This is a genomic window from Bartonella sp. AP3QHHD, assembly GCF_042195765.1.
Taxonomy (GTDB): domain Bacteria; phylum Pseudomonadota; class Alphaproteobacteria; order Rhizobiales; family Rhizobiaceae; genus Bartonella.
The window spans coordinates 39,663-62,949 of the sequence record NZ_JBHIPC010000098.1 but is presented as its reverse complement, the minus strand read 5'-3'; the positions used below and the strand labels follow the sequence as shown (position 1 = coordinate 62,949).

Annotated in this window: 12 protein-coding genes and 2 pseudogenes; 1 reads left to right on the top strand and 13 read right to left on the bottom strand. The window is 38.3% G+C overall.

The features are described from left to right. The first annotated feature begins 1,042 nt into the window (after window positions 1-1,042). Window positions 1,043-1,378: a zinc ribbon domain-containing protein YjdM gene (locus tag ACFIL7_RS08530; protein WP_375634389.1), complete on the top strand. Its 336-nt coding sequence runs from the start codon at window positions 1,043-1,045 to the stop codon at window positions 1,376-1,378. A gap of 1,445 nt (window positions 1,379-2,823) precedes the next feature. Here the strand turns inward: ACFIL7_RS08530 and ACFIL7_RS08525 are convergent. The 13 genes and pseudogenes from ACFIL7_RS08525 to ACFIL7_RS08465 form a co-directional block, all read right to left on the bottom strand. After that, window positions 2,824-3,402, bottom strand: a complete 579-nt coding sequence (locus ACFIL7_RS08525; RefSeq protein WP_375612176.1) for a NifU family protein — start codon at window positions 3,400-3,402, stop codon at window positions 2,824-2,826. Window positions 3,403-3,461: 59 nt separating this feature from the next. After that, window positions 3,462-3,953, bottom strand: coding sequence for a universal stress protein (locus ACFIL7_RS08520; protein ID WP_375618294.1), 492 nt, complete (start codon window positions 3,951-3,953; stop codon window positions 3,462-3,464). 62 nt (window positions 3,954-4,015) lie between these two features. After that, a complete protein-coding gene (trpS, locus tag ACFIL7_RS08515; protein ID WP_375618293.1) occupies window positions 4,016-5,086 on the bottom strand; it encodes a tryptophan--tRNA ligase in 1,071 nt (356 codons plus the stop codon). 60 nt (window positions 5,087-5,146) lie between these two features. Beyond that, on the bottom strand, window positions 5,147-6,718 hold the full coding sequence (gene murJ / locus ACFIL7_RS08510; protein WP_375634385.1) for a murein biosynthesis integral membrane protein MurJ: 1,572 nt from the start codon (window positions 6,716-6,718) through the stop codon (window positions 5,147-5,149). A gap of 789 nt (window positions 6,719-7,507) precedes the next feature. Then, window positions 7,508-10,744, bottom strand: coding sequence for a BID domain-containing T4SS effector (locus tag ACFIL7_RS08505; protein WP_375683520.1), 3,237 nt, complete (start codon window positions 10,742-10,744; stop codon window positions 7,508-7,510). Between the two features lie 317 nt (window positions 10,745-11,061). Then, the gene (locus ACFIL7_RS08500; protein WP_375636863.1) at window positions 11,062-13,026 is read right to left on the bottom strand and encodes a BID domain-containing T4SS effector; all 1,965 of its coding nucleotides are present in this window, start codon (window positions 13,024-13,026) and stop codon (window positions 11,062-11,064) included. Window positions 13,027-13,330: 304 nt separating this feature from the next. After that, entirely contained in the window at window positions 13,331-14,611 is a 1,281-nt protein-coding gene (locus ACFIL7_RS08495) for a BID domain-containing T4SS effector (protein WP_375636862.1), read from the bottom strand. 354 nt (window positions 14,612-14,965) lie between these two features. After that, a complete protein-coding gene (locus ACFIL7_RS08490; RefSeq protein ID WP_375676830.1) occupies window positions 14,966-15,805 on the bottom strand; it encodes a BID domain-containing T4SS effector in 840 nt (279 codons plus the stop codon). A gap of 343 nt (window positions 15,806-16,148) precedes the next feature. Beyond that, on the bottom strand, window positions 16,149-17,318 hold the full coding sequence (locus ACFIL7_RS08485; protein WP_375676829.1) for a BID domain-containing T4SS effector: 1,170 nt from the start codon (window positions 17,316-17,318) through the stop codon (window positions 16,149-16,151). 309 nt (window positions 17,319-17,627) lie between these two features. Continuing rightward, window positions 17,628-19,226 (bottom strand): BID domain-containing T4SS effector, encoded by a 1,599-nt coding sequence (locus tag ACFIL7_RS08480; RefSeq protein WP_375683519.1) that lies wholly within the window; start codon window positions 19,224-19,226, stop codon window positions 17,628-17,630. A gap of 859 nt (window positions 19,227-20,085) precedes the next feature. Continuing rightward, window positions 20,086-20,205: pseudogene (locus tag ACFIL7_RS08475) on the bottom strand (integrase); the annotation flags it as partial. A gap of 575 nt (window positions 20,206-20,780) precedes the next feature. Further along, a pseudogene (locus tag ACFIL7_RS08470) lies at window positions 20,781-20,972 on the bottom strand (type IV secretory system conjugative DNA transfer family protein); the annotation flags it as partial. A 248-nt stretch (window positions 20,973-21,220) separates the two neighbouring features. Then, entirely contained in the window at window positions 21,221-22,849 is a 1,629-nt protein-coding gene (locus tag ACFIL7_RS08465; RefSeq protein ID WP_375683518.1) for a BID domain-containing T4SS effector, read from the bottom strand. Window positions 22,850-23,287: the final 438 nt, after the last annotated feature.

The following is a 23,287-nucleotide window of genomic DNA, read 5'->3' as shown; positions in this document are numbered from 1 at the left end:
ATGATTGATCACATGGGTGTGATTTTAGGGGCGTGATTTTATGTGCATAAGGGAGATCTTCCATTTTCAAGCTCTCTTTGTTTTTTCCTCTCTTACATATCAATCGGATTCCTAAAACTGCCGGATTCTTAAAACTAAATGCTGTAGGAAATTATAATCGAGCATAATCGGAGCATTTATGTCCAATGGGTTTGCTCAATGGCTTGATAGAAATTTTTGTTTAATAGGAGAATGTTTCTCATACAAAACAAAATACGATCATTGTTGCACATTTCATATGTTTGTTTTAAAGAATCTTCTCTCTCAAGACACTAAAAACGCATCTTATGCGTGTTGCTTTGAAAGGGATAACCGTCCCTTCATTGAGCAGCACCATTTTTACGCTTATGAGAGAGTAAGACGGCACCATTATTCACTTTGCCCGCTTTCAATGTTGGCTCTTATATTTGAGAGTATTTAGTATTTTGGATAATCGTTTTACACGGCTTTTCCTACTTGTAACATGCAAAAGGTTTTGGTTGTTTCAATGTAAAAGGGGTTGAGAGAATCTCAGCTTATTTATCGGCTCTCATTCAATATACAAAACCATTGACTATGATCATAAATCAGTCTGTTCTCTAACATTATGACTGTTATCTTTACTTAAATAAAAGGTTAAGTTGGGGACATCATTTTCTTGTTTCTCAATGCTGCAATAGTTTTTAGCTCTTTGAGAACGTTTTATTCAGAGATGTTCCTTTTCTAATTGTTTTTTTATCCATTCGTTAATTGCATTGGTGATGTATAAGAAAATGATTTTGATTAATTTATTAGAGAGAATGAAATGCGTAAATTTTATGATATGCGGGGACTCATTTGAGTTGTATAATGATCAATCATTTTTATAAACCCATGTATGGTATGTGATGAGGGCATTCATAAACACTGTTGACAGATGAGGATTGAAACAAAGGGAAACATTTTTCTAAAATAATGGACAATAAGCACTTCTTGCTTTATGACCAGTCATAATGAATGATTTTTCTTTTAATAAGGGGAATTTATGACCCAATATCCCAAATGTCCTCGTTGTGATTGTCTTTATACTTATGAAGATGGTGAAAATTTTGTGTGTCCTGAATGCGCACATGAATGGCCACAAAAAAACGATGATACGGTTCTTGTCAATACTGTTTATGATGCCAATAGTCAGATTTTAACAAACGGAGATACCGTTATGGTGATAAAAGATCTGAAAGTAAAAGGCGCTTCATCTGTTTTAAAAGGGGGGACGAAGGTAAAGAATATTCGCTTGGTGGATGGGGATCATAATATCGATTGCAAAATTCCAGGGATTGGTCAGATGAGTTTAAAGTCGGAGTTTGTGAAAAAAGTTTAGGCATTTATTTTCTTGCAATTGTTTTTGCATTTCATTGGTTTCCTATTTTTACATTCTTCTCTAATTGGGCATATTTTTCTCCAATGGGCTTCTTTTCTTGTTTCATAGATTACACCAATCAGATAGAAGCAATATGTTTTCCTTTATTGCAAAGCCATGTATCGCAGAGAAATAGCGACTCTTTCTTTTCTTTTAATATGCGGTTATGAGGGGACTGGATATTGACTCACAAGCAACAATAAAAGTATGCGCTTTATGAGAAGAACAACGCCGTAAAGTAGACAAACTTATTCCTGCTGAATTGAAAAAATATTCTTTCTTTTTATCAGATAATTTCTCAAACAACCATAATAGATCTGGCTTCGATGTATTTATTTTTTATGGGTAGTTACACCTTTTTCGTCATATTTATGGAAATGAGATTGAAAATGATAGGGGGGGAATTCTTGATTTTAAGAATGGAAAAAGGACGCTATGATCTTGACAAGGTCGTACAGTCATTCATTTTCCAGCTCTTAGTTCTGCAACAGTCTCTTATAAAAGTGTGCATAAGCGCTATTAAAAATAGTTTTTGTTATTATCCAGTTTGTGCTGTGTAAGCGGACGATTTTTATTGGTGCAACATAAACAGAATTGAAATAAGAAGAATGTCAGAATTCTCATTCAAGTTGCAAAATGTGATCTTTGTCAACTTGCTGCTACAACATATTGATTTATAATAATAAATTAGCATTATTCATATTGAATTAGAACCCCGAATAACGTGGGATTCTCTCATTTCAAATCTGTTCCATGTTAAATCAATTAAAATCACTTGCTTGCATACCACAAGCGGGGCTGGCGTGTGGGTAAAAACTGTACAAGAAAGGATTAAAAATGACTCTTATGAATTGTCTTAAGTGCCAAGGGCTATTGAATCGTCTTAAGTGCCAAGGGCTATCGCAACATTGGGGGCTGGCAGATATGATGATGGTGCCGGCTTGCTACAAGAAGTATTTTGCGTGATTTGTCGTTTGGAGAGCTGAGAAAGATGAAGCAAATGGGCACTCTATCTTGCAATGTTTTCTTTTTTTGGGGGCTTTTTTGTAACGAGGTCGTGTTTTCTTGATTAAAATTGCATGACAAGATTATGAGATAAAATAAATTTAAAATGTACGCTCATGCGTTGTACTTCTGTGTACGTAAATTGGTTTGTTGAAACAACGTATGTTTCCTAAAGGGAGCTTTGAAAGCTTTTTAAGGTATATGTGGAGGTGAAAGGTGGGTGAAGGTATCATTATTGGACAGATTTTTTTAACAGTACTCTATTTTTATGGCTGCATAGCTTACTTCTAAAATTTCAGGAATAAAATGACGTAAGATCTTTACATTCCATGTTTGAGCGCTGTTGAAGAGGGGCAATCGGTGTGGTTATTTTACCTATTGAGGTCAATATTTATTGTGATTTATTGTGGCATGGCTTCAACGCCTAAAACTTCAGGGATAAAATGACGTAAAAGATTTTCAATACCATGTTTGAGAGTTGCTGTTGAAGAGGGACATCCAGCGCAGGAGCCGCGCATATTGAGATAAACAATACCATTTTCAAATCCGCGAAAAGTAATATCTCCACCATCATTGGCAACTGCGGGGCGGATACGCGTTTCAAGGAGCTCTTTAATGGTTAAGACAATATCAGCATCTTTTTCGTCATAAAATTCTTCGTTAAGGGCATGGGTTTGTGCTTGTGTTGTAGCGTTGGTGGTGATCACTGGCTCATTGGATAGAAAATGTTCCATAATTGTGCCTAAAATGACGGGCTTGAGATGTTGCCATTCTCCTTCTTTTTTGCTTACGGTGATAAAATCATAGCCTAAAAAAACACCATTGATATTGGGAATATTAAACAGTTTAGCCGCCAAAGGTGAGTTTTTAGCTGCTTCTTCACGGTCACGAAATTCTAATACGCCCTCAGAAAGAACCACGCGTCCTGGCAAGAATTTAAGAGTTGCAGGGTTTGGGGTGGTTTCAGTTTGAATAAACATAGATTCTCCTTTTATAATGAAGGCTTGGGAAGATCTTACGTTGTAGAATATTATATTTTTTAGGCAATAGATCTAATATCTTCATCGGCAAGATTGCTAGGAATAACAATGACAGGGATTGAAAAAGCTGTTCCTTTATTCCCGATTAATTGAACAAGGGGTCCTGGTCCTTCTGTATGTCCACTGGCTGCTAAAACAATTAGTGCAATCCTTTTATCTTCGTCGACCAGTTTGGAAATCTCATCAATTTTTTTTCCTTCACGCACTACTATTTCTGTTTCAAGCGCATGGGTGGTGCGGACTTCACTGGCAATGTCTCCTAATATTTTATGAGCACTTTGCTTTGATTCTGTACGCATAACGTTGTTTACACCCAGAAAATGTTGAAATTCTACACTATCAACGACACAAAGTAATACCAATGTTCTACTGGTATTTTGGGCATGCTGTGCGGCAAACGCAACGGCACGCCGACACTCTGGTGTTTCATCGATAATAACTAAGTTTTTTTTCTTTGGTTCTTTTTTCGGATTTTGGGGTTTGGAAATCATGCACTTTCTCTATTTTGTACAAACGATTTTTTTGCTCTCTACAGTTTTTAGTTTTATTATTTTTATGTATTGTGCAAAAATCCAATAATTTCACGAATTTTTTTCATATTTTCTTCTGCGAGCATACTAGCACGTTTAGCGCCATCATGCAAAACAGAGTCGATATAACCGCTTTCTTGATGAAGGCGACGTAATTCTTCTGTTATAGGGGCAAGCTTATGGACAACAAGGTCGGCTAGAGCTGTTTTAAAATGGGAAAATTGTTGACCAGAAAATTCTAAAAGAATCTTTTCTTTGCTAACTTTGGCAAAGGCGGCATAAATACCAAGCAGGTTATCTACTTCTGGTCGTTCTTTTAAAGCGGCAAGGGTATCGGGAAGTGGAGCTGAATCCGTTTTGGCTTTGCGTATTTTTTTTGCGATAAGATCAGCGTCATCGGTCAAATTAATGCGTGAAAAATCTGAAGGATCTGATTTTGACATTTTTTTTGTCCCATCGCGCAAAGACATAACGCGTGTGGCTGTTGTTCCAATAAGCGCCTCTGGGAGGGGAAAAAAGCCTTGTCTTTTTTCTTCATCTGTTTGCATAGAGATACCAAAATTTAATTCGGCAATACGCTGTGCATAGTCGTTGTTAAATTTTTGTGCAATATCGCGTGTGAGTTCAACATGCTGTTTTTGATCTTCGCCTACTGGAACATGCGTTGCTCGATAGACTAAAATATCAGCAGCCATCAAAGTGGGATAGGCAAAAAGCCCGATGGATGCTTTTTCGCGATCTTTTCCCGCTTTATCTTTAAATTGTGTCATGCGTTGAAGCCAGCCGATACGGGCAACACAATTAAAAATCCAGGCGAGTTCAGCATGTTGAAAAACACGTGATTGGTTAAAAATAATGTGTTTTTGAGGATCGATACCGGCGGCTAAAAAAGCTGCTGTCACTGTTCTGGTGGATTCGCGTAAAGTAAGGGGATCTGGGTTGACTGTGAGCGCATGCATATCCACAACACAATAGAGGCAGTGATGAGAGTTTTGCAGTTCAACCCAACGCTGAATGGCTCCAAGATAATTGCCAAGATGTAAATGACCACTCGGTTGTACGCCGGAAAAGACAAGTGGTGTGAAGGTATCCATAGGAGTGCTCTTTCTTCAATTAAGGTTATTCATTTTATTGTTTTTGACAAAGTATAGATATTATGAGCGTTTTTTCAAATTTTTAAGCGTGTGAAAAAAGGAACGGGTGTTGAATAAAAAATAGGCACTAAAATAGATCAAAAATATGCCAATCATGATCCCAGCTAAGGTGATCGCGCGCAAGAAAAATGATGCTTGTGAGGATAAAGGAAAAGACAAAAAAACAAACACATTCAATCCGTAATAGAGGGCTAGTGCACTCAAAAGAGTTGCCATCATGAGACATAATATTCGCTTTATCAGTTGGAAGTCGTATTTCCAATAACCGCGTTTGATAAGGACACTCCACAGCAAAAGGGTGTTGGCCCATCCAGAGGTAATTTCAGCAATAACAATGCCTCGTGCAGATAGAATAGGAAATAATGTTAAGGCGAGACTGATATTGATGAAAACGCAAATACCTGTAAAAATCATCGGTGTTTTGGTATCTTCATGGGCAAAAAAATTAGGAATAAAGACCTTAATAAGAACAAAAGCTGGAAGTCCTAGTCCATAAAGCTCCAATAATTGTGCAACATGGTGTGTTGATTGACTGGTAAATTGTCCTCGTTCAAAGAGCAAACTGACAATGGGAGTGGAGAGCAGCAAAAAAGCGATGGATGCTGGAAGTGTTAACAACAATGTTAATTCAATAGAGCGATTTTGTAAATGGTGGGTTTCTTTATGCTTTTTGCTCCGCAAAGCACGTGTTAACTCTGGTAAAAGAACGGTTGCAACGGCAATGGCGATTACGCCTAAAGGCAATTGATAAAGACGATCAGCATACATCAAAGAAGAGACAGCACCCGATTGACTAGAAGCAATGTTGGTATTAATAAGCAAATTAATTTGCGTGATGCCACCTGTGATGGCTGCTGGGAATGCTAAAGTTAATAGCTTACGAACATTAGGACTTAAATGGGGCTGGCGGAAGGAAATTTTCATTCCACTTTGACGCAAAGCAAGGGCAATTAAGGTGAGCTGAAGAAGCCCTGCTGCCAATACACCCCAAGAGAGATTTAAGCCAATATGCCAAGCGTCAAGTTTATAGATCCAAGCATAGGCAAGCACACCAATCAAAATAATGTTTAAAAAGAGTGGGGCAATGGCGGCAATAAAATAGCGTCGCAGCGCATTAAGCATGCCCCCCATCATGGCAGCAAGCGACATGCAGGTTAAATAGGGAAACATGATTGCAGTAAAGTGAATTGTAGCGTTAAATTTTGTTGCATCTTCGGTAAAACCTGGGGCAATAATGGTTTGTACCAAAAAAGGCATACTCAGTTCCATCGCAATCGTTAACAGTAAGAGCAGCGAAAAGAGAACGCCAAAGACTTCTTCTGCAAATTTGCATGCCGTTTCGTGACCTTCTTCAGTGATTTTTTTTGCAAAAAGAGGAATGAAAGCAGCGTTAAAGGCACCTTCAGCAAAAAAACGACGAAATGTGTTGGGAAAACGAAAAGCAGCGTTAAAGGCATCAGAAACAGGACCTGTCCCTAGGGCTGCGGCCATAAGCATTTCGCGTACGAAGCCAAAAATACGGCTCATGAGGGTTCCGGAAGCAACTGTTGCAATTTTTTTAATCAATGTCATAAAGATATATCAGCTTTGTTGTAAAAGAGAAGCGATGACAGGAGAAATAAAGCGTTTTAAATCGTAAAAATCTGATCTCTATCCTAATCAAGGATACTTTTTGAAAGCGTTTTACGACGGTGTTTATCTTTCTGTCAACAATGGTGCTTGAAGACTTTTTTATGCTCCTTGTTTACTGTTGCATTAAAATTTTTATTGTTGCCATAAAATAATTAAAATTTCTTTTTCAAACTGAAATATGCGAGTGATATTATAACAGTTTGAAGGGATATGTAGGGATATATAATGATAATTTCTCTTTATGGTGTGATGTCGTGAATAGTGCAACCCAATACCGTTCTGTTTTATGTGAGGGGTGTGACCCTATTAAAGAACGCAAATAAAATAAAAGCGTGGAGCAATACGCAATTTCCATTATTTATTCATTATTAAAAAAACAGCGCTTTAGATGTTTTAAAAAGTCGTAAGGCTGAGCTAAAAGGTGATGGTAAAGCTGGTGATTTATTTTTATCTTTACGGCTTTATATTCTCCCCAAATTTGGCTGCCTTTTCGTTTTAGAGATTACATAAACAAGAGGATAGGAAGACATGATCTTTCAACAGCATTTTTCCTGTTCAGGTTTCTTTTCACAGTTGATGAGGATAAAATCTGAGGAAATAAGATCAATTTGTTCTCTCATGGTTTCCATTCTCGTTGAGGCGCAATTGATTTGCCGATGAAGGCAGAGGGGGGGGTAAAGGCTATCATTTTTACCAGAGGGGGCAAAAAAGTTAAAGTTTATAAACCTTTTAGATATTCATTGCCATTTCTTTTGTGTGCTCCGTTTTGTGAGGTTGAATATTTTCTTGTCTTTTGGGACTCTGATTGACGATTTCTGTCATTTTTTGCACTTTAATTGCTTCTTTATCAAGGGTGTTGGAACATTTTTTTTCATTATTTTTCTTTATAGATTGATGCTGGATAGATTGATACTGGTTTGGTGCTAAGCGCTCATCGAATTTATGGTTATAAAAATACATGGGTTGTATATGCGGTTCTATCTCTTTTATCTGCTTGACTATTTCCATAATCTCTTTTGCTTTGATGGTTGATGTGCCAAGACTCTTCGCAAGTCTTTCAGGATTATTTTCTTTTATAACTTCATGCTCGTTTGAAGATAAGCGCTCATTGATTTTTTTGATATAAGTCCTTATCTCTCCCCTTAATTCAGGAGAGTTTGATAAAGTTTCTTGCTGTTGTGCTTTTGACAAGGAAAGGAGATTTTTCATCCAAGCCTTAGGCATTTCTACCGACTGTTCACACCGCCTTTGTTTTACATGATGGGTATGGAGAATGTCTCTTTCTGTTTGTTTAGAAATATTGATATAACGATCAATGGCTCTACAGAGGGGCAAAATATTTTCTTCAGCATGGGCGCGCGCGTTGTTTTTGATGCCAAATACATTGCTACCAGAAAGCTTAGAAATCGATTGGGGAGAGGTGGTAATTTGATAGGTGAGTTGTTCTCCTTCAGTATGATTTTCATGGATCATCTCAATTCTTTCCCGCAAAATATGACGATTGCCATAAATGATTTGGCACAAAGTTTCTATTTCTTTTCTTCTTGCTTGAATGGATGCGTTGTTTTTTATCCTTGTGGCAATTTCATTGTTGGTAAGGGGGGCTATTGTTTGTGCGGGGATAAGCACTTCTTGCTGGTTTTGAATTTTTGGTGCTGTAAAGGAGAGGGCGTCACCGATTTTTAATGTCTGTATTTGCTCTGGGGTGAGATCTTTTTTATTTCCCAAGATGAAAATTCCGTTAGCATCAAGCATAAAGCCATTGGGTCCACTGCCTCTGTAAAAGCCTTTATAGGTATGACCTTCTTTTGCTGTTATAATAAGATGATGATGTATACTCTCAAGCCCGATATGTTTCATACTGTCCATGAATTCTTTTAAAATAAGTATTTTTTCTGGATTTGAGATATCTTCAAGCAGATGTTTCATTTCTTCTTTATCTTTATGTTTTAGCGATGCAATACTGGCAAGATTCATACGTTTTTCTGTTACAAGAGAAAAGTCGAGTGTGTGGCCAGCAACTTGCCCAAGTTTTTCAAAAAACATTCGTTGCGTGCGTCCATTGCCTTCTCTGAAAGGATGTGTATAGTTGAGCTGTATCAACATTTCAGTGACATGTTCAACAAATGTTTCGCGGGTTAAGCCTTTTAAACTATTCGTTTCTGCAAGTATTTTATCTAAATTTTCTAGACCCTCCTGTATCTGTTTTGCTGAGGCAAAAGAAATACCAGCTTTTTTCATCATTGGCATATAAGCAACGGTACCATCTTCAAATGTAAATGGTTTTTCGCGTGTTTGTCCGGCCCATTCAAAAGTATTTTTAAATAGGGTGTGATGAATATATTGGAGATATGTGGAGGTTAGTTTTTGTGGTGGCGCTTCTTGGCGCAGATGAATGATTGCTTTTGTTGTATCATGGGCACATTGCACTTTTAATTTTCCATAGTCTTTTATTCCATATTTATTCTTTAAGGTGATACTATTGGGGTAAAAGAAATTACGATGTATTGTCTTATTTTCTTCGGTTTCAGGCGGTGATGATAATTTCTCCTGTAAGGTGAGAGGGACGGTGTCCGTTTTTCTTGTACCAGTATCCCAGTATGCCATTGCTTTTTTTGGGGGCTGTTTTGTTCTTTCTTGATGATCAGAGCGTGTTTCCTTTGTCATTTTGACAGATATTGGATTATTTGTCGCTGTATTACTGCTCTGTAAAATGTTTTTTTGAAAATCTTTTTGCATTTGCCTCATAGCGGAAGCCGATTGAGCAATTGGTTGTGCCATTTGTTCTTTTTCTTGTTCTTGCAAACTTTGGGGCATAACTTCAACGCTGTCATGTAAAGCATGAGGGACAATCCACGGTGAAAAATGGGCTTGTTCTTTTTTCTTTGTTTGAATGGATGCGTTGTCTTTGCTCTTTTCAGTTATTTCATCGTTTTTAAGAGTGGCTCTTTTTTCTTCTGGAAGCAATGTTTTTTGCTGGTTTTTTTCTGGGTTTTGAACTTTTTGTGCTGTAAAGGAGAGGGCATCACCGATTTTTAATGTCTGTATTTGCTCTGGGGTGAGATCTTTTTTATTTCCCAAGATGAAAATCCCGTTGGCATCAAGCATGAAGCCATTGGGTCCACTGCCTCTATAGGTACCATGATAGGTTTCTCCTTCTTTTGCAACGACAGCGAGATGATAATTTTTTTCATCCAATCCAAGCTCTCTCATAGAGTTGGTGAATTCTCGTAAGAGGAGCAATTTTTCTGGATTTGAGATATCTTCAAGCAGATGCTTCATAGGCTCTGGGTTGCCATGTTCCATGGCAGCGGCGCGGACAAAGTCTTTACGTTTTTTGCTCACAAGAGAAAAATCTAGCTCATGTCCTGCTGCTTGAGAGAGTTTTTCAACAAACAGACTCTTTGTGCGCCTATTGCCCTCTCTGAAAGGATGCAAGTGGTGCAAATCTATCATTATACTAGCTGCTTGTTCAACGAATTCTTCGCGCGTTAAGCCTTGTAAATTATTCTTTTCAGCAAGCGTTTTATCTAACTTTTCTAGTCCCTCCTGTATTTTTCTGCCAATCGCAAAAGGTTTTGTAAATTCTTTTCTTTTCAAAATGGGCATAGAAGCAACAGTGCCATCTTCAAATGTAAAAGGCTCTTCGCGTGTTTGTCCGGCCCATTCAAATGCACGGGAAAAGAGGCCTTGATGAAGGTATTTTAGATAAGAGGCATTAAACTGCTCTGGTAGAGGTTCTTGGTGCAGTTTTATCATTTCTTTTTTTACATCATTAGAACAGCATTCTTTTAATATTTCTTTATCTTTGATGCGGTATTTATTTTTAAGCACTTTGCTATTGGGGTAGAAAAAATTTTGCGCTTCTTCATTGATTTGCTTTGAAATGGCTGCATTAATTACAGAGTGTTGTTCTTGCAATTCTTCCTGTGTAGAGGAGGCACAATGTTCTGTGTTTTCTTTCATGCATATTTCCTTTCAAATGGTAACATTATTTTTTGATTTTTTTTGTTTACATTTTTTGCCTTATGTTATTTTCATAGTGTTTTCTTCAAAGAAGAATGCCTATTTGAATGATTGAAAAAATTGACCTTATTCGCATGGAACAAAGTTAAAGTTTGTAATTTTTATAAAGTATTATCGTGAAATTTTATCAATGAATTCTGTAAAATAATGGGGTGTCTTATTCAAAATTTTCTGTATTTCATACACCGTCTTTGGTGCAATCTTGGCAAGATAATTGCACCAAAGTTTTGGATGAAAAGCCAACGATGATTAGACTGTCACGACAAAGCCATTGCTTTTGATGTTTCGGCTCTGTGCGGTCGAACATGCGGCTGGTCTTCCTGTCTAGAAGTTTCTGCAACTTCTTGATGCCGCTTTGCTGTTGAGCGTTCAGGCAGCTTTGGGGGCTGCGATAAGCTTTGCTGCTGTTGCAACTTTTTATCGAGATCGGTAGGTGGTTGATGACGTTTTTGTTGTTCTTCCTGATGGTTTTGCACAATGCCTTCTCTTAACTGTTTTACAGTTTCAGCATAATCCTTAATGGCGGTACAAAGAGTAGGAAGATTTTCTTCAGCAGCTTTGCGTGCTCCATTTTTTATGCCAAGGACTTGTCTACCAGCAAGCGGAGAAACAGATGTACAATCCTTTTCAATTTGAAATACAAGCTCTTCTCCCATCTCTGGAATTTTTTGCATATCTTCTATTCTATATTGCAAAATAAATGGATCCTTATAAACAATTTGGCACCAATATTGGATCTCTCTTTGACCATATTGAACCGATGGATCTTTTTGAACTCTGCGGGCAATTTCCTCATTTGAGAGAGGCTGTATTTTCTTTTCTGAATTGAGCGGATTTTGTAAATGTTGATTTGTTAGCTCTTCCTCTTGTGCTTGTCGCTGATGTTGTTGTTCCGTGTGAGAACCTTGTAAAATATTTTCACTTTTTGTATATTTTGAAGTATACACATAACCGTTAATGGCAGCACATAGGGTGGGAAGAGCTTCTTCAGCTTGTTTGCGCGCATGATTTTTTATGCCAAGAACTTTTCTACCAGCAAGCTTAGAAATAGACTTAGGCTGTTCTGTAACATCCCATAAGAGTTGTTCTCCCATATCGGGGTTTTCTTTGATTTCTGCTATTTTTTCTTCTAAAATAAGTCGGTCGCCATAAACCTTTTTGCACAAAAATCGTATCTCTTCTTGATATGCTACGAGCAATAGCTCTCTTTCCATTGTATTAATAGATGGTTTTTGTTCGTGAGACGGTTTTGGTTGTTCAATTGCTGTGTGTGGAGAGGCAGGCTTTTGGACGACAGTATCGCTTTGTTTTCTGTTTTCTATACGGTGCGGTTTTCTTGAAGGCGGGACGGCATATGTTCCACTGTCTTGTGATGATGAACTGCTTTGCTGCCTGACTTTCATATGTGATAGTGTTTTGGGTCTAACACTTGGTTCGTGTGTTTCAGGATTTTGGATTTTTGTGCCATTTTGTACTCTTTCTCTCATGCGTGGGGGAAGGGGCGGAGCAGGCGTTGCATAGAGATGTTCTCCCTCTTGAGCTGTTGTTTTGTTTTGTTGCTTATCTTTTGCGCGTGGAGGTCTTTGTGGAGCTGCTTTTGTGTGCGGAGAGGAGTGTTCTTGGATTTTTGAGTTGAGGATTTTTGCGTCGGCTTGTGTTTTTTCTCTCATGCGTGGAGGAGGGGGCGGAGTCACTTTTGTCTGTAGGGGGGGGGACTCTTGAACTGTCGGTTTATGTTGTTGTCTCTCTTTTGCACGTGGAGGTCTTTGTGGAGCTGCTTTTGTGTGCGGAGAGGAGTTTTCTTGGATTTTTGAGTTGTAGATTGTTGTGCCGGTTTGTGTTTTTTCTCTCATGCGTGGAGGAGGGGGTGGAGCCACTTTTGTCTGTAGGAAGGGGGACTCTTGAACTGTTTGTTTATGTTGTTGCCTCTCTTTTGCACGCGGAGGTTTTGGTGGAGCTGCTTTTTTTTGTGGGGGAGGCGTCTCTTGGTTTTTGGCGTTAGGAGACATTGTGTTGGTTTGCACTGAGCTTTTCATACGAGGGGGTGGTGGTGGAGCAACTTTTGGGTGGGGGGATAAATTTTCTGGGCGTTTTTCTACAGTTGCTTTTGGCAAACTTTGAGAAACTTGGGAAGGAGGGGTTCTGGTAGGGGATTGTTCAGCCTGTTGTTGAAATTTTTCCATCATTTCGGTGATAAAAGGGGAGGGATTTCTTTTTTTCATACATGTTCCTTTCAAACTCTTCCAATATTGTTTTTAAATACTATTTAAAAATGTACGTTGGTTTTTATTCTGTTTTATGCTTTTTCATTTGCTTTTATGAGAGAGGATATGAAACTGAATGGTCTCGCACGATTTGACTCTTATGGTTCAGATCATAATCATTCTCTAAAGATTATTTTCTCAGTGTTTGGGTTAAGGGACAGAAAAATAAATTTTGTTTCAATTTTTCTCTCTTTCTTGGCGCAAATACCTCTTTCCTGTGTTGCGCCAAGACGTTAGATTCAACGTGAAAACTTATGTCTGTTTAGCTGGCAAAAGCCATCGCTTTTGGGGCGGCAGTTTTGCGAGGACGAACATCTGTTTCTCTTTGTTGAGTAGAGGTTGTTGCTCCTTCATGCGTTACTGTTGAAAGCTCAACGCGTTGAGCAGACTGTGAGACGCTTTGTTGTTGATGCAAATTTTGCGCTCTGTCAGAAGGTGCTTCATTGTGTTCTTGTTTTGCCTGCTGAGTTTTTGAAAGGCTCTCTCTTACTTGTGTTACAGCTGTTGCATAATTGTCAGCGGCGTCAATGAGGTGAGAAAGACCCGTTTCAGCATGTCTGCGTGCTTTATTTTTAAAGCCACAAAAGTTATGACCAGCGTACTTGTGAAAAGATTGAGGATTTCCGACAAGTTGCTGTGCGAGTGCTTCTATTGTTTCAGGGTTTTGGAAAAGCTCTTCTGTTTGTGATTGCAAAATGTTTTCGTTCCCAAAAACAACTTTACACCAATATTGGATTTGGGCGAGGTGTCTTTTGACTTTTGAATGTTGTTGAATTTGGGTAGAAATTTCTGTCTCTGAAAGAGTTTCTTTTTCACGATGATTTGGTTTTTGCAGAAGTTTAGCGACGGCTTCCTTCCCCATGAAGCGTTCATAGTTTTTGAGTTCTTGCTCTGGAGATTGTACGAGGCTCTCTCTTGCCTGTTTTACAGCTTCTGTATAACAATCAACAGTGACACTGAGAGCGGAATAACTCTCTTCCGCTTGTCTACGTGCTCGATTTTTAAAGCCCAACATGCTGGTGCCGGAAAGTTTAGCAAGACTTTCAGGATATGCTGCCATGCGCCATGAGAGCTCCTCTCCTGCAGCAGGATTTTTTTGAATTTCCTGCATTTTTTCTTGCAAAATATTTGGATTGCCATAGGCTTTTGCGGATAAATGTTGGATTTCCTCTCGATATGTTTTAACCAATGAATGGTGTGGAAGAAATAGAATGATTTCTTCCTCTGAGAGAACTCTTGTTGTCCTTTGGGTAATTTGTGAAGTAACTGTTGAGTGTGTCGTTTCAGGTTTTTGCTGCCTTTTGGTAGAGCCGCCTCTTGTTAACGAGGCTGTTCGATTTGTTGATGCATGTACAGTTTCTTCTCTTAAAAGAGATTGTCTTTCCTCATCTTCTTCCGGTATGGATGATAGTCTTTTGCTTTTTGAAGGTGTTTCTTTAGGAAGGGGGGCTGCGCCTGAGACTTCTGCCGCCGCTTGTTCATAGAGCTTTATAAGTTCTTGTATTGAAGAGGATGGAAAAGGATGAGGGTGTTTTTTTTTCATGCATGTTTCCTTTCAAAAATTGTTTTAGAAAACCTCTTTGGTGCATTCTTGCCTTTTATGCTTGGATCGCTTTGAGACAAAAGAAATATCGAGCTGAATGAGCTTCCAAAGATCTGCGCTATTTGCAATCAGCTTAATGGACATTTGTGTCTTTTATACAGTTTTTTTGTGAAATATTATCAATAAGTTATCAATAGTTATCGTGAATTACAGGCACCATTTTTAGGACTATTTTTTGTAACATTCTAAAACAATTCTTGGCGCAATCGCGATGAAACGATTTGCGCCAAGAAACTCACTGAAAAAAAGATTACATGAAAAACAAAAACTATCTGTTTTTATGTTTATGCCCCCTTACATGGCAAAAGCCATTCCTTTTTCTCCTTGTCTTTGTCTTTGAGGGCTGTGCTCTGAACTATTTTGTTCTTGTCCTCTTGCGTGATGACGATGATGATGATGGTGTCTCTCAACTTGCTGAGAATTTTCTTGACGGCGTCTTTGTTCCGCTAGAGGGGTTTGCGATAGCCTCTCTGTGGCTCTTTCTACAGCCTTTGTATAATCATCAATGGCGTCAACAAGCGATTTAAAACCCTCTTCAGCTTCTTTGCGTGTTTGACTTTTTAGTCCAAGTGCGGTACGGCCCGCAAGCTTATGTATAGACTCAGGATCTTCAGCAAGTTGATCTGAAAGCTCTTTTCCTTTATTGGGATCTGTAAGTATGCTTTGCAAATGTTTTTGGAAAATTGTATCATTGCCATAAACAATTTTACTCCAATGTATGACCTCTTCTGCACGTGCTTGGACCTGTGGATTTTTTAAAAGCATTACACTCTTTTGATCAGTTGTGAGAGAAGGTGAAGATGATCTTCCTTTTTGTTGTGGAGAAACCTCTGTATAGTCAGTTTCAGGATTTTCTGTCCTTTGATGTTTACCTCTTGAAGGAGAAATACTGCTAACGGATGCGTATGTAACCTCAGCTTCGCGTTTTGGGGGAGCAACCTCTGTGTAATCGGTTTCAGGATTTTCTCTTCCCCGATCAGGATGTCTCCCTCTTGAAGGAGAAACACTGCTAACGGATGCGTATAGAACTTCCTCTTCTGGGGTTGGTCCGCGCTGGTTTCCTCTAGTTGGTTTATTAATTTTTGCATAGAGGGCTTCTGGATTTGCAGAAGGATGTGGATGATGTTTTTTCATACATATTTCCTTTCAATATTTTTAGAAAACCTCTTTGGTGCATTCCCCACTTTTAGTTTTGATAACTTTGATATAAAGGAAGATATCCAACCGAATGACCTCCAAAGATTTTGCGCTATTCATATTGATATGTAATGAACATTTATGTCTTTTATACAGTTTTTTTATGAAATATTATCAATAAGTTATAATAAATTACAGAATCCATTTTTAGGACTATTTTTTGTAATATTTTAAAACAATTCTTGGTGCAATCACGATAAAATGATTTGCACCAAGAAACTCACTGAAAAAAAGATTACATGAAAAACAAAAACTATCTGTTTTTATGTTTATGCTCCCCTTACATGGCAAAAGCCATTCCTTTTTCTTCATGTCTTTGTTGTTGTGGGCTGGGCTCTGGACTATTTTGTTCTTGTCCTCTTGCATGACGATGATGATGGTGGTAATGTCTGTCTTCTGTATCTCTTTCTGGACTTTCTTGTCTTTGACCTCTTTCTCTTTCATGCTCCCGTGTAAACTTTTTATGGAGCTTTTGTGTATTATGTATATGTCTCTCAAGAGCTGAGCAAAGAGGACGAAAACCATCTTCAGCTTCTCTGCGGCTTAGAGATTTTACACCAAGTATTTTGTGACCTGCAAGCTTACCAGCGCTTTCAGGATTTTCTGCAAGGCTCCATAAGACTTTTTCTGCATTTTGAGGGTCGTCAAGAATCTTAGCCAGTTGTTGATTCAAAGCATGTTCGTTACCATAAACAACTCTGCACCATTCTTGCGTTTCTCTTACACCATATTGAAAGTCTACGCTTGTTAAAAGCTTTGTTGTAACCACATCTTTTGGGGTTCTGGGAGGGGAGATTCTGCCTCCGCCAACGCCTTGATAGATGGGATTTTCTAGTTGTTCAGATTCTTGCCCGCCTTCAGCTCCCATGCCAACCGTTGCATAGACGGATTCGAGTGGTCTTTGGGGAGAGTGCCTACCATTTTCACCAACTTCAAGCTCTGCATAGAGATGTTCTGGTTCTTGGGGATGTCGTCCACCCTGTGCACCTTCACCAACTGTGTCGTAGGGTGTTTGCCAACCTTGTGCTGCCAAATCCGTTATTGAATAGGGGTTTACGAGTTTGGCGGTGCGTCGCCCATCACTTGGTCTTTCACCAAGTCTATCATAGGGATTTCCTAGTGGCTTTTGGGGAGCATAGGCCGTTTCTGATGGTTGTTGAAGTGTATATTGAGGTGAGGTGCGCTGTTCTTTGGGTGGCTTATTAACCCTTGCGTAGAGGTCTCCTACATTAGAAGCTCCTAGGTTTTGTTGGTCAAGTGGCTTTTTGGGAGCATAAACCGTTTCTGGTGGTTGTTGAAGTGTATATTGAGGTGAGGTGCGCTGTTCTTTAGGTGGTTTATTAACCTTTGCGTAGAGGTCTTCTACATTAGAAGCTTCTAGGTTTTGTTGGTCAATTTGTTGTCTTAGTTCCTCTACATTGGTAGAAGGGCTTGGGTGACTTTTTTTCATGGCTGTTTCCTTTCAATATTTTTAGAAAACCTCTTTGGCGCATTTCCCACTTTTTGATATTTTTTAAGACAAAAGAAGAATATCAAACTGAATGGTCTCCAAAGACTTCGCGCTATCCATATTGATATGTAATGGACATTTATGTCTTTTATACAGTTTTTTTATGAAATATTATCAATAAGTTATAGTAGATTACAGGATTCATTTTTAGGACTATCTTTTGTAACATTTTAAAACAATTGGTGGGCGTAATGGAGATAAAATGATTGGTATAAAGAGTTCTGTTGGAAGGCAAAAGTTCACGCGTTTTTAGCCGGTAAGAGCCAGCGATGAGGAACGACTAACTTTCAAGCTGCGAGCTTGGCATTGTGCTTCTTGGGTGTTCTTTACAGTATTCGCAATTTCTTTTGCTTTGCTTTCCGATGTCCCAAGGAGGCAAGCTAGTCTGGTATAATCTTTTTCTTGTATGGCTTTACGATCTTCTGAGGATAGACGATTGTGTAGTTGTCGTGAAAAGGTATGGAGTTCTTGTCGCAGTGAACGAGAATGGAATAAAGCTTCCCTTTGTTGTTCTTCTGGTAAGGCAAAAAGGTTTTGTAAATTTTTTCCAGGTTTTTCGACAGTGTGGTTCAGGCGATTTTGTTCTCTTTGGTGTTGCTCTAGAATTGCATCTTTTGTTTGTTGTGTTATTGCGCCATAATTTTTAAGGGCTTGGCTGAGTTGTGGAACAGCCTGTTCGGCTTGTCTGCGATTTGAACTTTTCATGCCAAGTATTTTACTCCCAGCAAATTTAGAAATTGATTGAGGGTTTTGTAAAGTTTCATCGGCAAACTGATTTCCTAAGTTTGGAGCTGCCGTTATGATATCTAATGTTGTCTTTAAGGCCTGGGTTTTACCATAAACAGTCTTTGATAAATTTTCGATTTCTTTTCGGCTCCCTTCAACATAAGCGTCATTTGAAATCCTTGTGAATAACTCTTCATGGGTAAGAGGGGCTAAAGTTTCTTTTGGGATCAGTGTTTCTTTTAAGCTTTGAACATTGGTTTTTTGAAAGCAGAAGCGGGCACCGTTTTGTAATGTTTTGACGAGTTCTGGGGTGAGATCATCTTTGTGTCCGACGACGAAAGCCCCTTCTATTTCCATGACAAAACCTTCTGCTGAAAAACCTCTAAAGACGCCTTCATAGGTTACATCTTCCTTTGCTGCAACAACAACACGATCGTTAATTTCATCCAGTCCAGCGTTTCTCATTTGGGAGATGAATTCTTTTAAAACAAGGGATTTTTGCGGATGGGTGATATCTTCAAAAAGATCTTTCATTGGTTGGGGATTGCCATATTGCATGGCTTCAATACAAGCTACTGCCATACGTTCTTTTGTGATGAAAGAAAAGTCAATGGTATGCCCTGCTGCTTGTCCAAGTTTTTCCATAAACATTCGATTTACGCGCCCATTGCCTTTTCTAAAAGGATGTGCGTGCTCGAGCGCCATAAAAACTTCAGCGGCACTTTCAGCAAATTCTTGGCGCAATAAACCTTTTAAATTGTTCTTTTCATTAAGTGTTTTTTCGAGTTGTTTTAGTTCTTTTTGAATCTGCGGTCCAATAGCAAAAGGAATTTCATAGGCTTTGGGACGCATCGCCGGCATATGGGCAGTGGTGCCATCTTCAAATGTAAAGGATGTATCACGGGTTTTTCCAGCCCATTCAAAAGTTTTGTAGAAGAGGCTCCAGTGGATTAGTTTTAGATAGGAAGCATCAAATTTTTGTGGGGGTGGTTCATGGCGAAAATTGACGGCTGCTTTAGTGACATCATGGGTACTGCGTTGATACAGTTTTTTAGGGTCTTTGATGCCATATTTATTTTTGAGTGTTTTGGTTCCTTTATATAGATAATTTTGCTCTAACATGTAATCTCTCCTAAGTAGGTAGGGTGGTGGTTGATGAGCGTCTTAAACTCTGCATGTGAAAAATTCCCCTTCGCGTATTCTTTTGAGATTTTGGGTGTTATGAGAGGGAGTGTTTTTCCCTTCAGTGTATGGATGTTGTATAAATCGTTTCGTGATGCTTTTGAAAAGCTTTTCTGATGTTTCCTTTGTTTATTATCTTGTACTGTAAAATGCTGGTATTTAGGGCGCTGATATGAAGCCCATGAGTGGTCAGAAAATGGATTTTCTATAAAATTGACTCTGGGTAAAATCTTCGTTTTTTGAGGTGTAAGGAAGAGGTCAAAAAGAAAAATGTTGCTTAAAATTGTTGTTTTTTCCTTTAACAAAGTTGTTTGCAAGAGCGCTTTGATGAGGGGCGTGGATATAGCGGGTGTAATCGCTCTTGGTTAGTGGATGGTGCTGGTACTTTTCATACACAGCTCTCAGATTGGTGAATCTATGGGCAAAAGCAGTCATCAAAAATTTTTCTCCATTATATTTTTTTTATTGCTCCATATGAATATCTTGCCATACGAACATCTTTTTTGTGTATTTTTGCAACAAAATGTTTTTTACTTTGTGTTGTTGCTCTTATTGTATGCGCTGCTTTAAGATTTAAGACCCATAAGAGAATAAAAACTTTTCTTTGGTTGGGGAGAAAAGCCTTTTTCAGCGCTTTATCATTAAAATAGAACACTTTATGATATCGTAAAGGGGGAAAAGCTTGTATAAGAATGATTTATTCATTTTGGTGTATATCTTGGATGTTTTTTGGGGGGGAGGGAGAAAATCGATGTTTGTCGTGTGGGTGTTTTGAGAACTTCTTGTCTCAAAGGCAAATCTTTTGTTGATTATGTTCTTTAATGGAGGAACGCCCTTGACGTAAAACAGAATACCATTGGGGTGCTAATTCACGGGCTTGTTTTAAAGAGACATCTTTTAACACACCCATTTGGCGACGGTGCTCATAAATAGTACAACGTTAAAGCCCCCCATGAAGTGTATAAAATCTATTGAGCTTTCCCATTTTTACGCTTCATAAAGAAGCCAGTATCCTCAGATACTTTGAGTGCCTAATGTTTCGGACAAGACCTTGGGCCTTAGAGACGGTTCATAAAAAGGTATGCCTTTCTTGTACAGTTTTACTCTACATGAGGCTCTCGCTTGTGACATGCAGGCGACAGAGTTTTGATTGATGCAACACGACATGGAACAGATTTAAGATGAGAGAATCTTACGCTATTTAGTCTCTTATTTAACAAAAAAATATAAATTATCATTTATAAATCAATTTATTATATAAATTATAGATGAAAAACTTTGTAGAAATGGGTTCCTTTTCCAAGTGGAGATATTAGTGTCGCTATTGGTTGGGTGTATGGGCGTTTTTATAAAGACTTTTTAAAGACCATGGGCGCTGATAAAGCTGATAAAACGATGCACAAAATATAAAACAGAAAATATAAAAAGAAAAATCATGGATTTTTTGAACCTGTTTTTCTTGTATGCGGGCGGTTATTTTTTGTCAATATCGCATCATGGAGGGTAGTTTTTCTTTTGTGGGGTAAAGTGGTGTTTTGTAGCTGCGGCTAACATTTCTTTCCTTCTGAAATAGATGGCTCAACCACATCGCGAAGGGGAGCCTTGCATCAGAATAATTTGTTCATCTTGACGCATTTCTCGAATAACTTTGTGGGGTAAAATGAGTGCTCTTTTTAAAATATTCATATAACCACGAAAATCGACTCCATCTAAGACAAATAAAATAGGCTTTTGTAGCTTTCGTCAGTAGTAATCATGACGTTTAAAAGGAATTAACAATTATCCTGTCCAATTGCTTTGGATATGGTGTATATGCTATGTGCAAAATTGGTGGTAGGGCGCTTAAGTAGTCTGTTTTTTGCATGTATGATAAGAATATTAAAATATCTCTTCCACATAGGTGTTTAAAACAAAAAAACAAAGTTTCATATTTTTTAGTTGGCCATAGCAAGTGTATTTGAACGATTTTGTGTGCGTGTGTAGAATTGGCTATGAGCGTTCCTTGCTTTTTGAACAATGTCGGTAATTTCTCGTGCTTTCTGTTCTGATATACCAATACTTTGTGCAAGTGTTTCATAATCTTTGTTTGTGATCGCACTACATTCGTTTGATGAGAGACGATGTTCTAAACTGTTTATAAAAGTACGGAGCTCTTGGTATAATTGAGGAGATTGAGACAAGATTTCTCTTTGTTTTTCCGGTGATAAAGCAAAAATATTTTGCAAGTTTTGACTGGGATTCTCTACCGCTTTTCCAAGGCGTTCTTGTTTAATTTTATGGTCTCGAGTGACTATATTATAGGTAGCTTCTACAGTATACACATAATTCTCAATTGCAAGAGAGAACACATCAAGATAATTTCGAGCGTGTACACGTGCCGGATTTTGTAGACCGCATATACTAAAACCTGCAAGAGGAGAAACAGAGTGCGGTGCCTGTTTAATCTGATTAGCAAACTGTCTGCCGAATTCTGGATTTTTAATAATCTCTTCTATCTGTTCGTTTAATACGTTTGCGTCACCATAAACAGTTTTTGCGTAAGCTCGGACTTGCTTTTGAGCTTTGAGAACGTAACTATCTAGCGCAACTGTTTTGGCACATTCACTTTTTGTGAGAGGCGCTAATGTTTCTTTTGGAATAAGCGTGTTTTCAAGCTCTTTGCTGTTGGGGGCGGTAAAGGTAATGATATCACCAGGTTTTAATGTTTTTAATCGTTCTGGTGTGAGATCATCTTTGCTACCAATGATGTAAGTTCCTTGCATATCGAGTATAAAACTTTCTGAATAACAACCTTTATAAGTTCCTATATAGGTTTCTCCTGCCTTTGTTGCCATAACAAGGCGATCATCCACGTTGCGTCCCGTATTGTTTACGTGGTCCATAAATTCTTTTAAAAGACGTATTTTGGGGGGATTGGAGATATCCTCAAAAAGATCTTTCAACAGTTGTGTATTGCTATATTGCATTGCTTCGCTACAGGCAGCCATCATACGTTTTTGTGTGACAAGCGAAAAGTCAAGCTGATGTCCTGCAGCTTTGGCAAGATTTTCAAAAAAGACTTGTTCTGTGTGCTCATTGCCATCTATGAATGGGTGGATTTTGTGAAGAGAATAAAATAGACTCGTTGCTTCCTTGACAAATTCTTCGCGTGTTAAGCCTTGCAAATTGTCTTTTTCGGCAAGCGTTTGATCTAATTTTTGTAAGAGTTCAGGGATTTCTTCACCGGTTGCAAAATTATTGCCCCATTCCATTCTTTTCATTTCTGGCATGGCGGCAATGCTATCGTCTGTAAATGCGAAGGGGATATGGCGCAGATGTCCAGCCCATACAAAGGTATTTTTAAACAATTGTTGGTGGATATGGCATAGATAAGTTGAATTAAAATATTCTGGCAGGGGTTCTGCACGCAGATTGATCATGGCTTTTTGCCTATCATGTGAGCATTTTTCCAGAAAACGTTTTAAATCTGTTTCTCCATATCTATTTTTGAGAATTTGGGTACCAAGATAGATATAATTATGGGGTGAGGGAATCCCTTTTGTTTTTTCTTTTGCTTTGGGCATTGTTACATTCCTTATAATGTTACATTATCTATGAGAGTGTGTTAAACTTTTTGTTTGAAAATCCCCCACGCATATTGTTTTGAGATGTTGAGACTTGGGTGAGGAAAAAATCCCTCAAATTCGTAGGTGTTTTTGAGTGTATCAATCTTTATCTTGGCATTTTTTTCTTTTACTGAGAGAGAATGGTTCATTTGGGTTGTTTTCATGCATATTGTCTTTTAATTTTTTTGTAGAAAAATTTCCCTATAAAAGCGGTGCCTTCAAAAGTTTCCTGATAGGATTCTCAAGGCATAGATATGATTGGTATTTATTATTTGGAGATGAGGAGAGTGCTTTATAAAGAAAATTGGCATTGGTAAGCACAGGCATAATACCATCATTTAAAGACTTTTCCCCATATTTTTCTTGTTGTATCAAGCGGGAATTCCTTCTTTATAG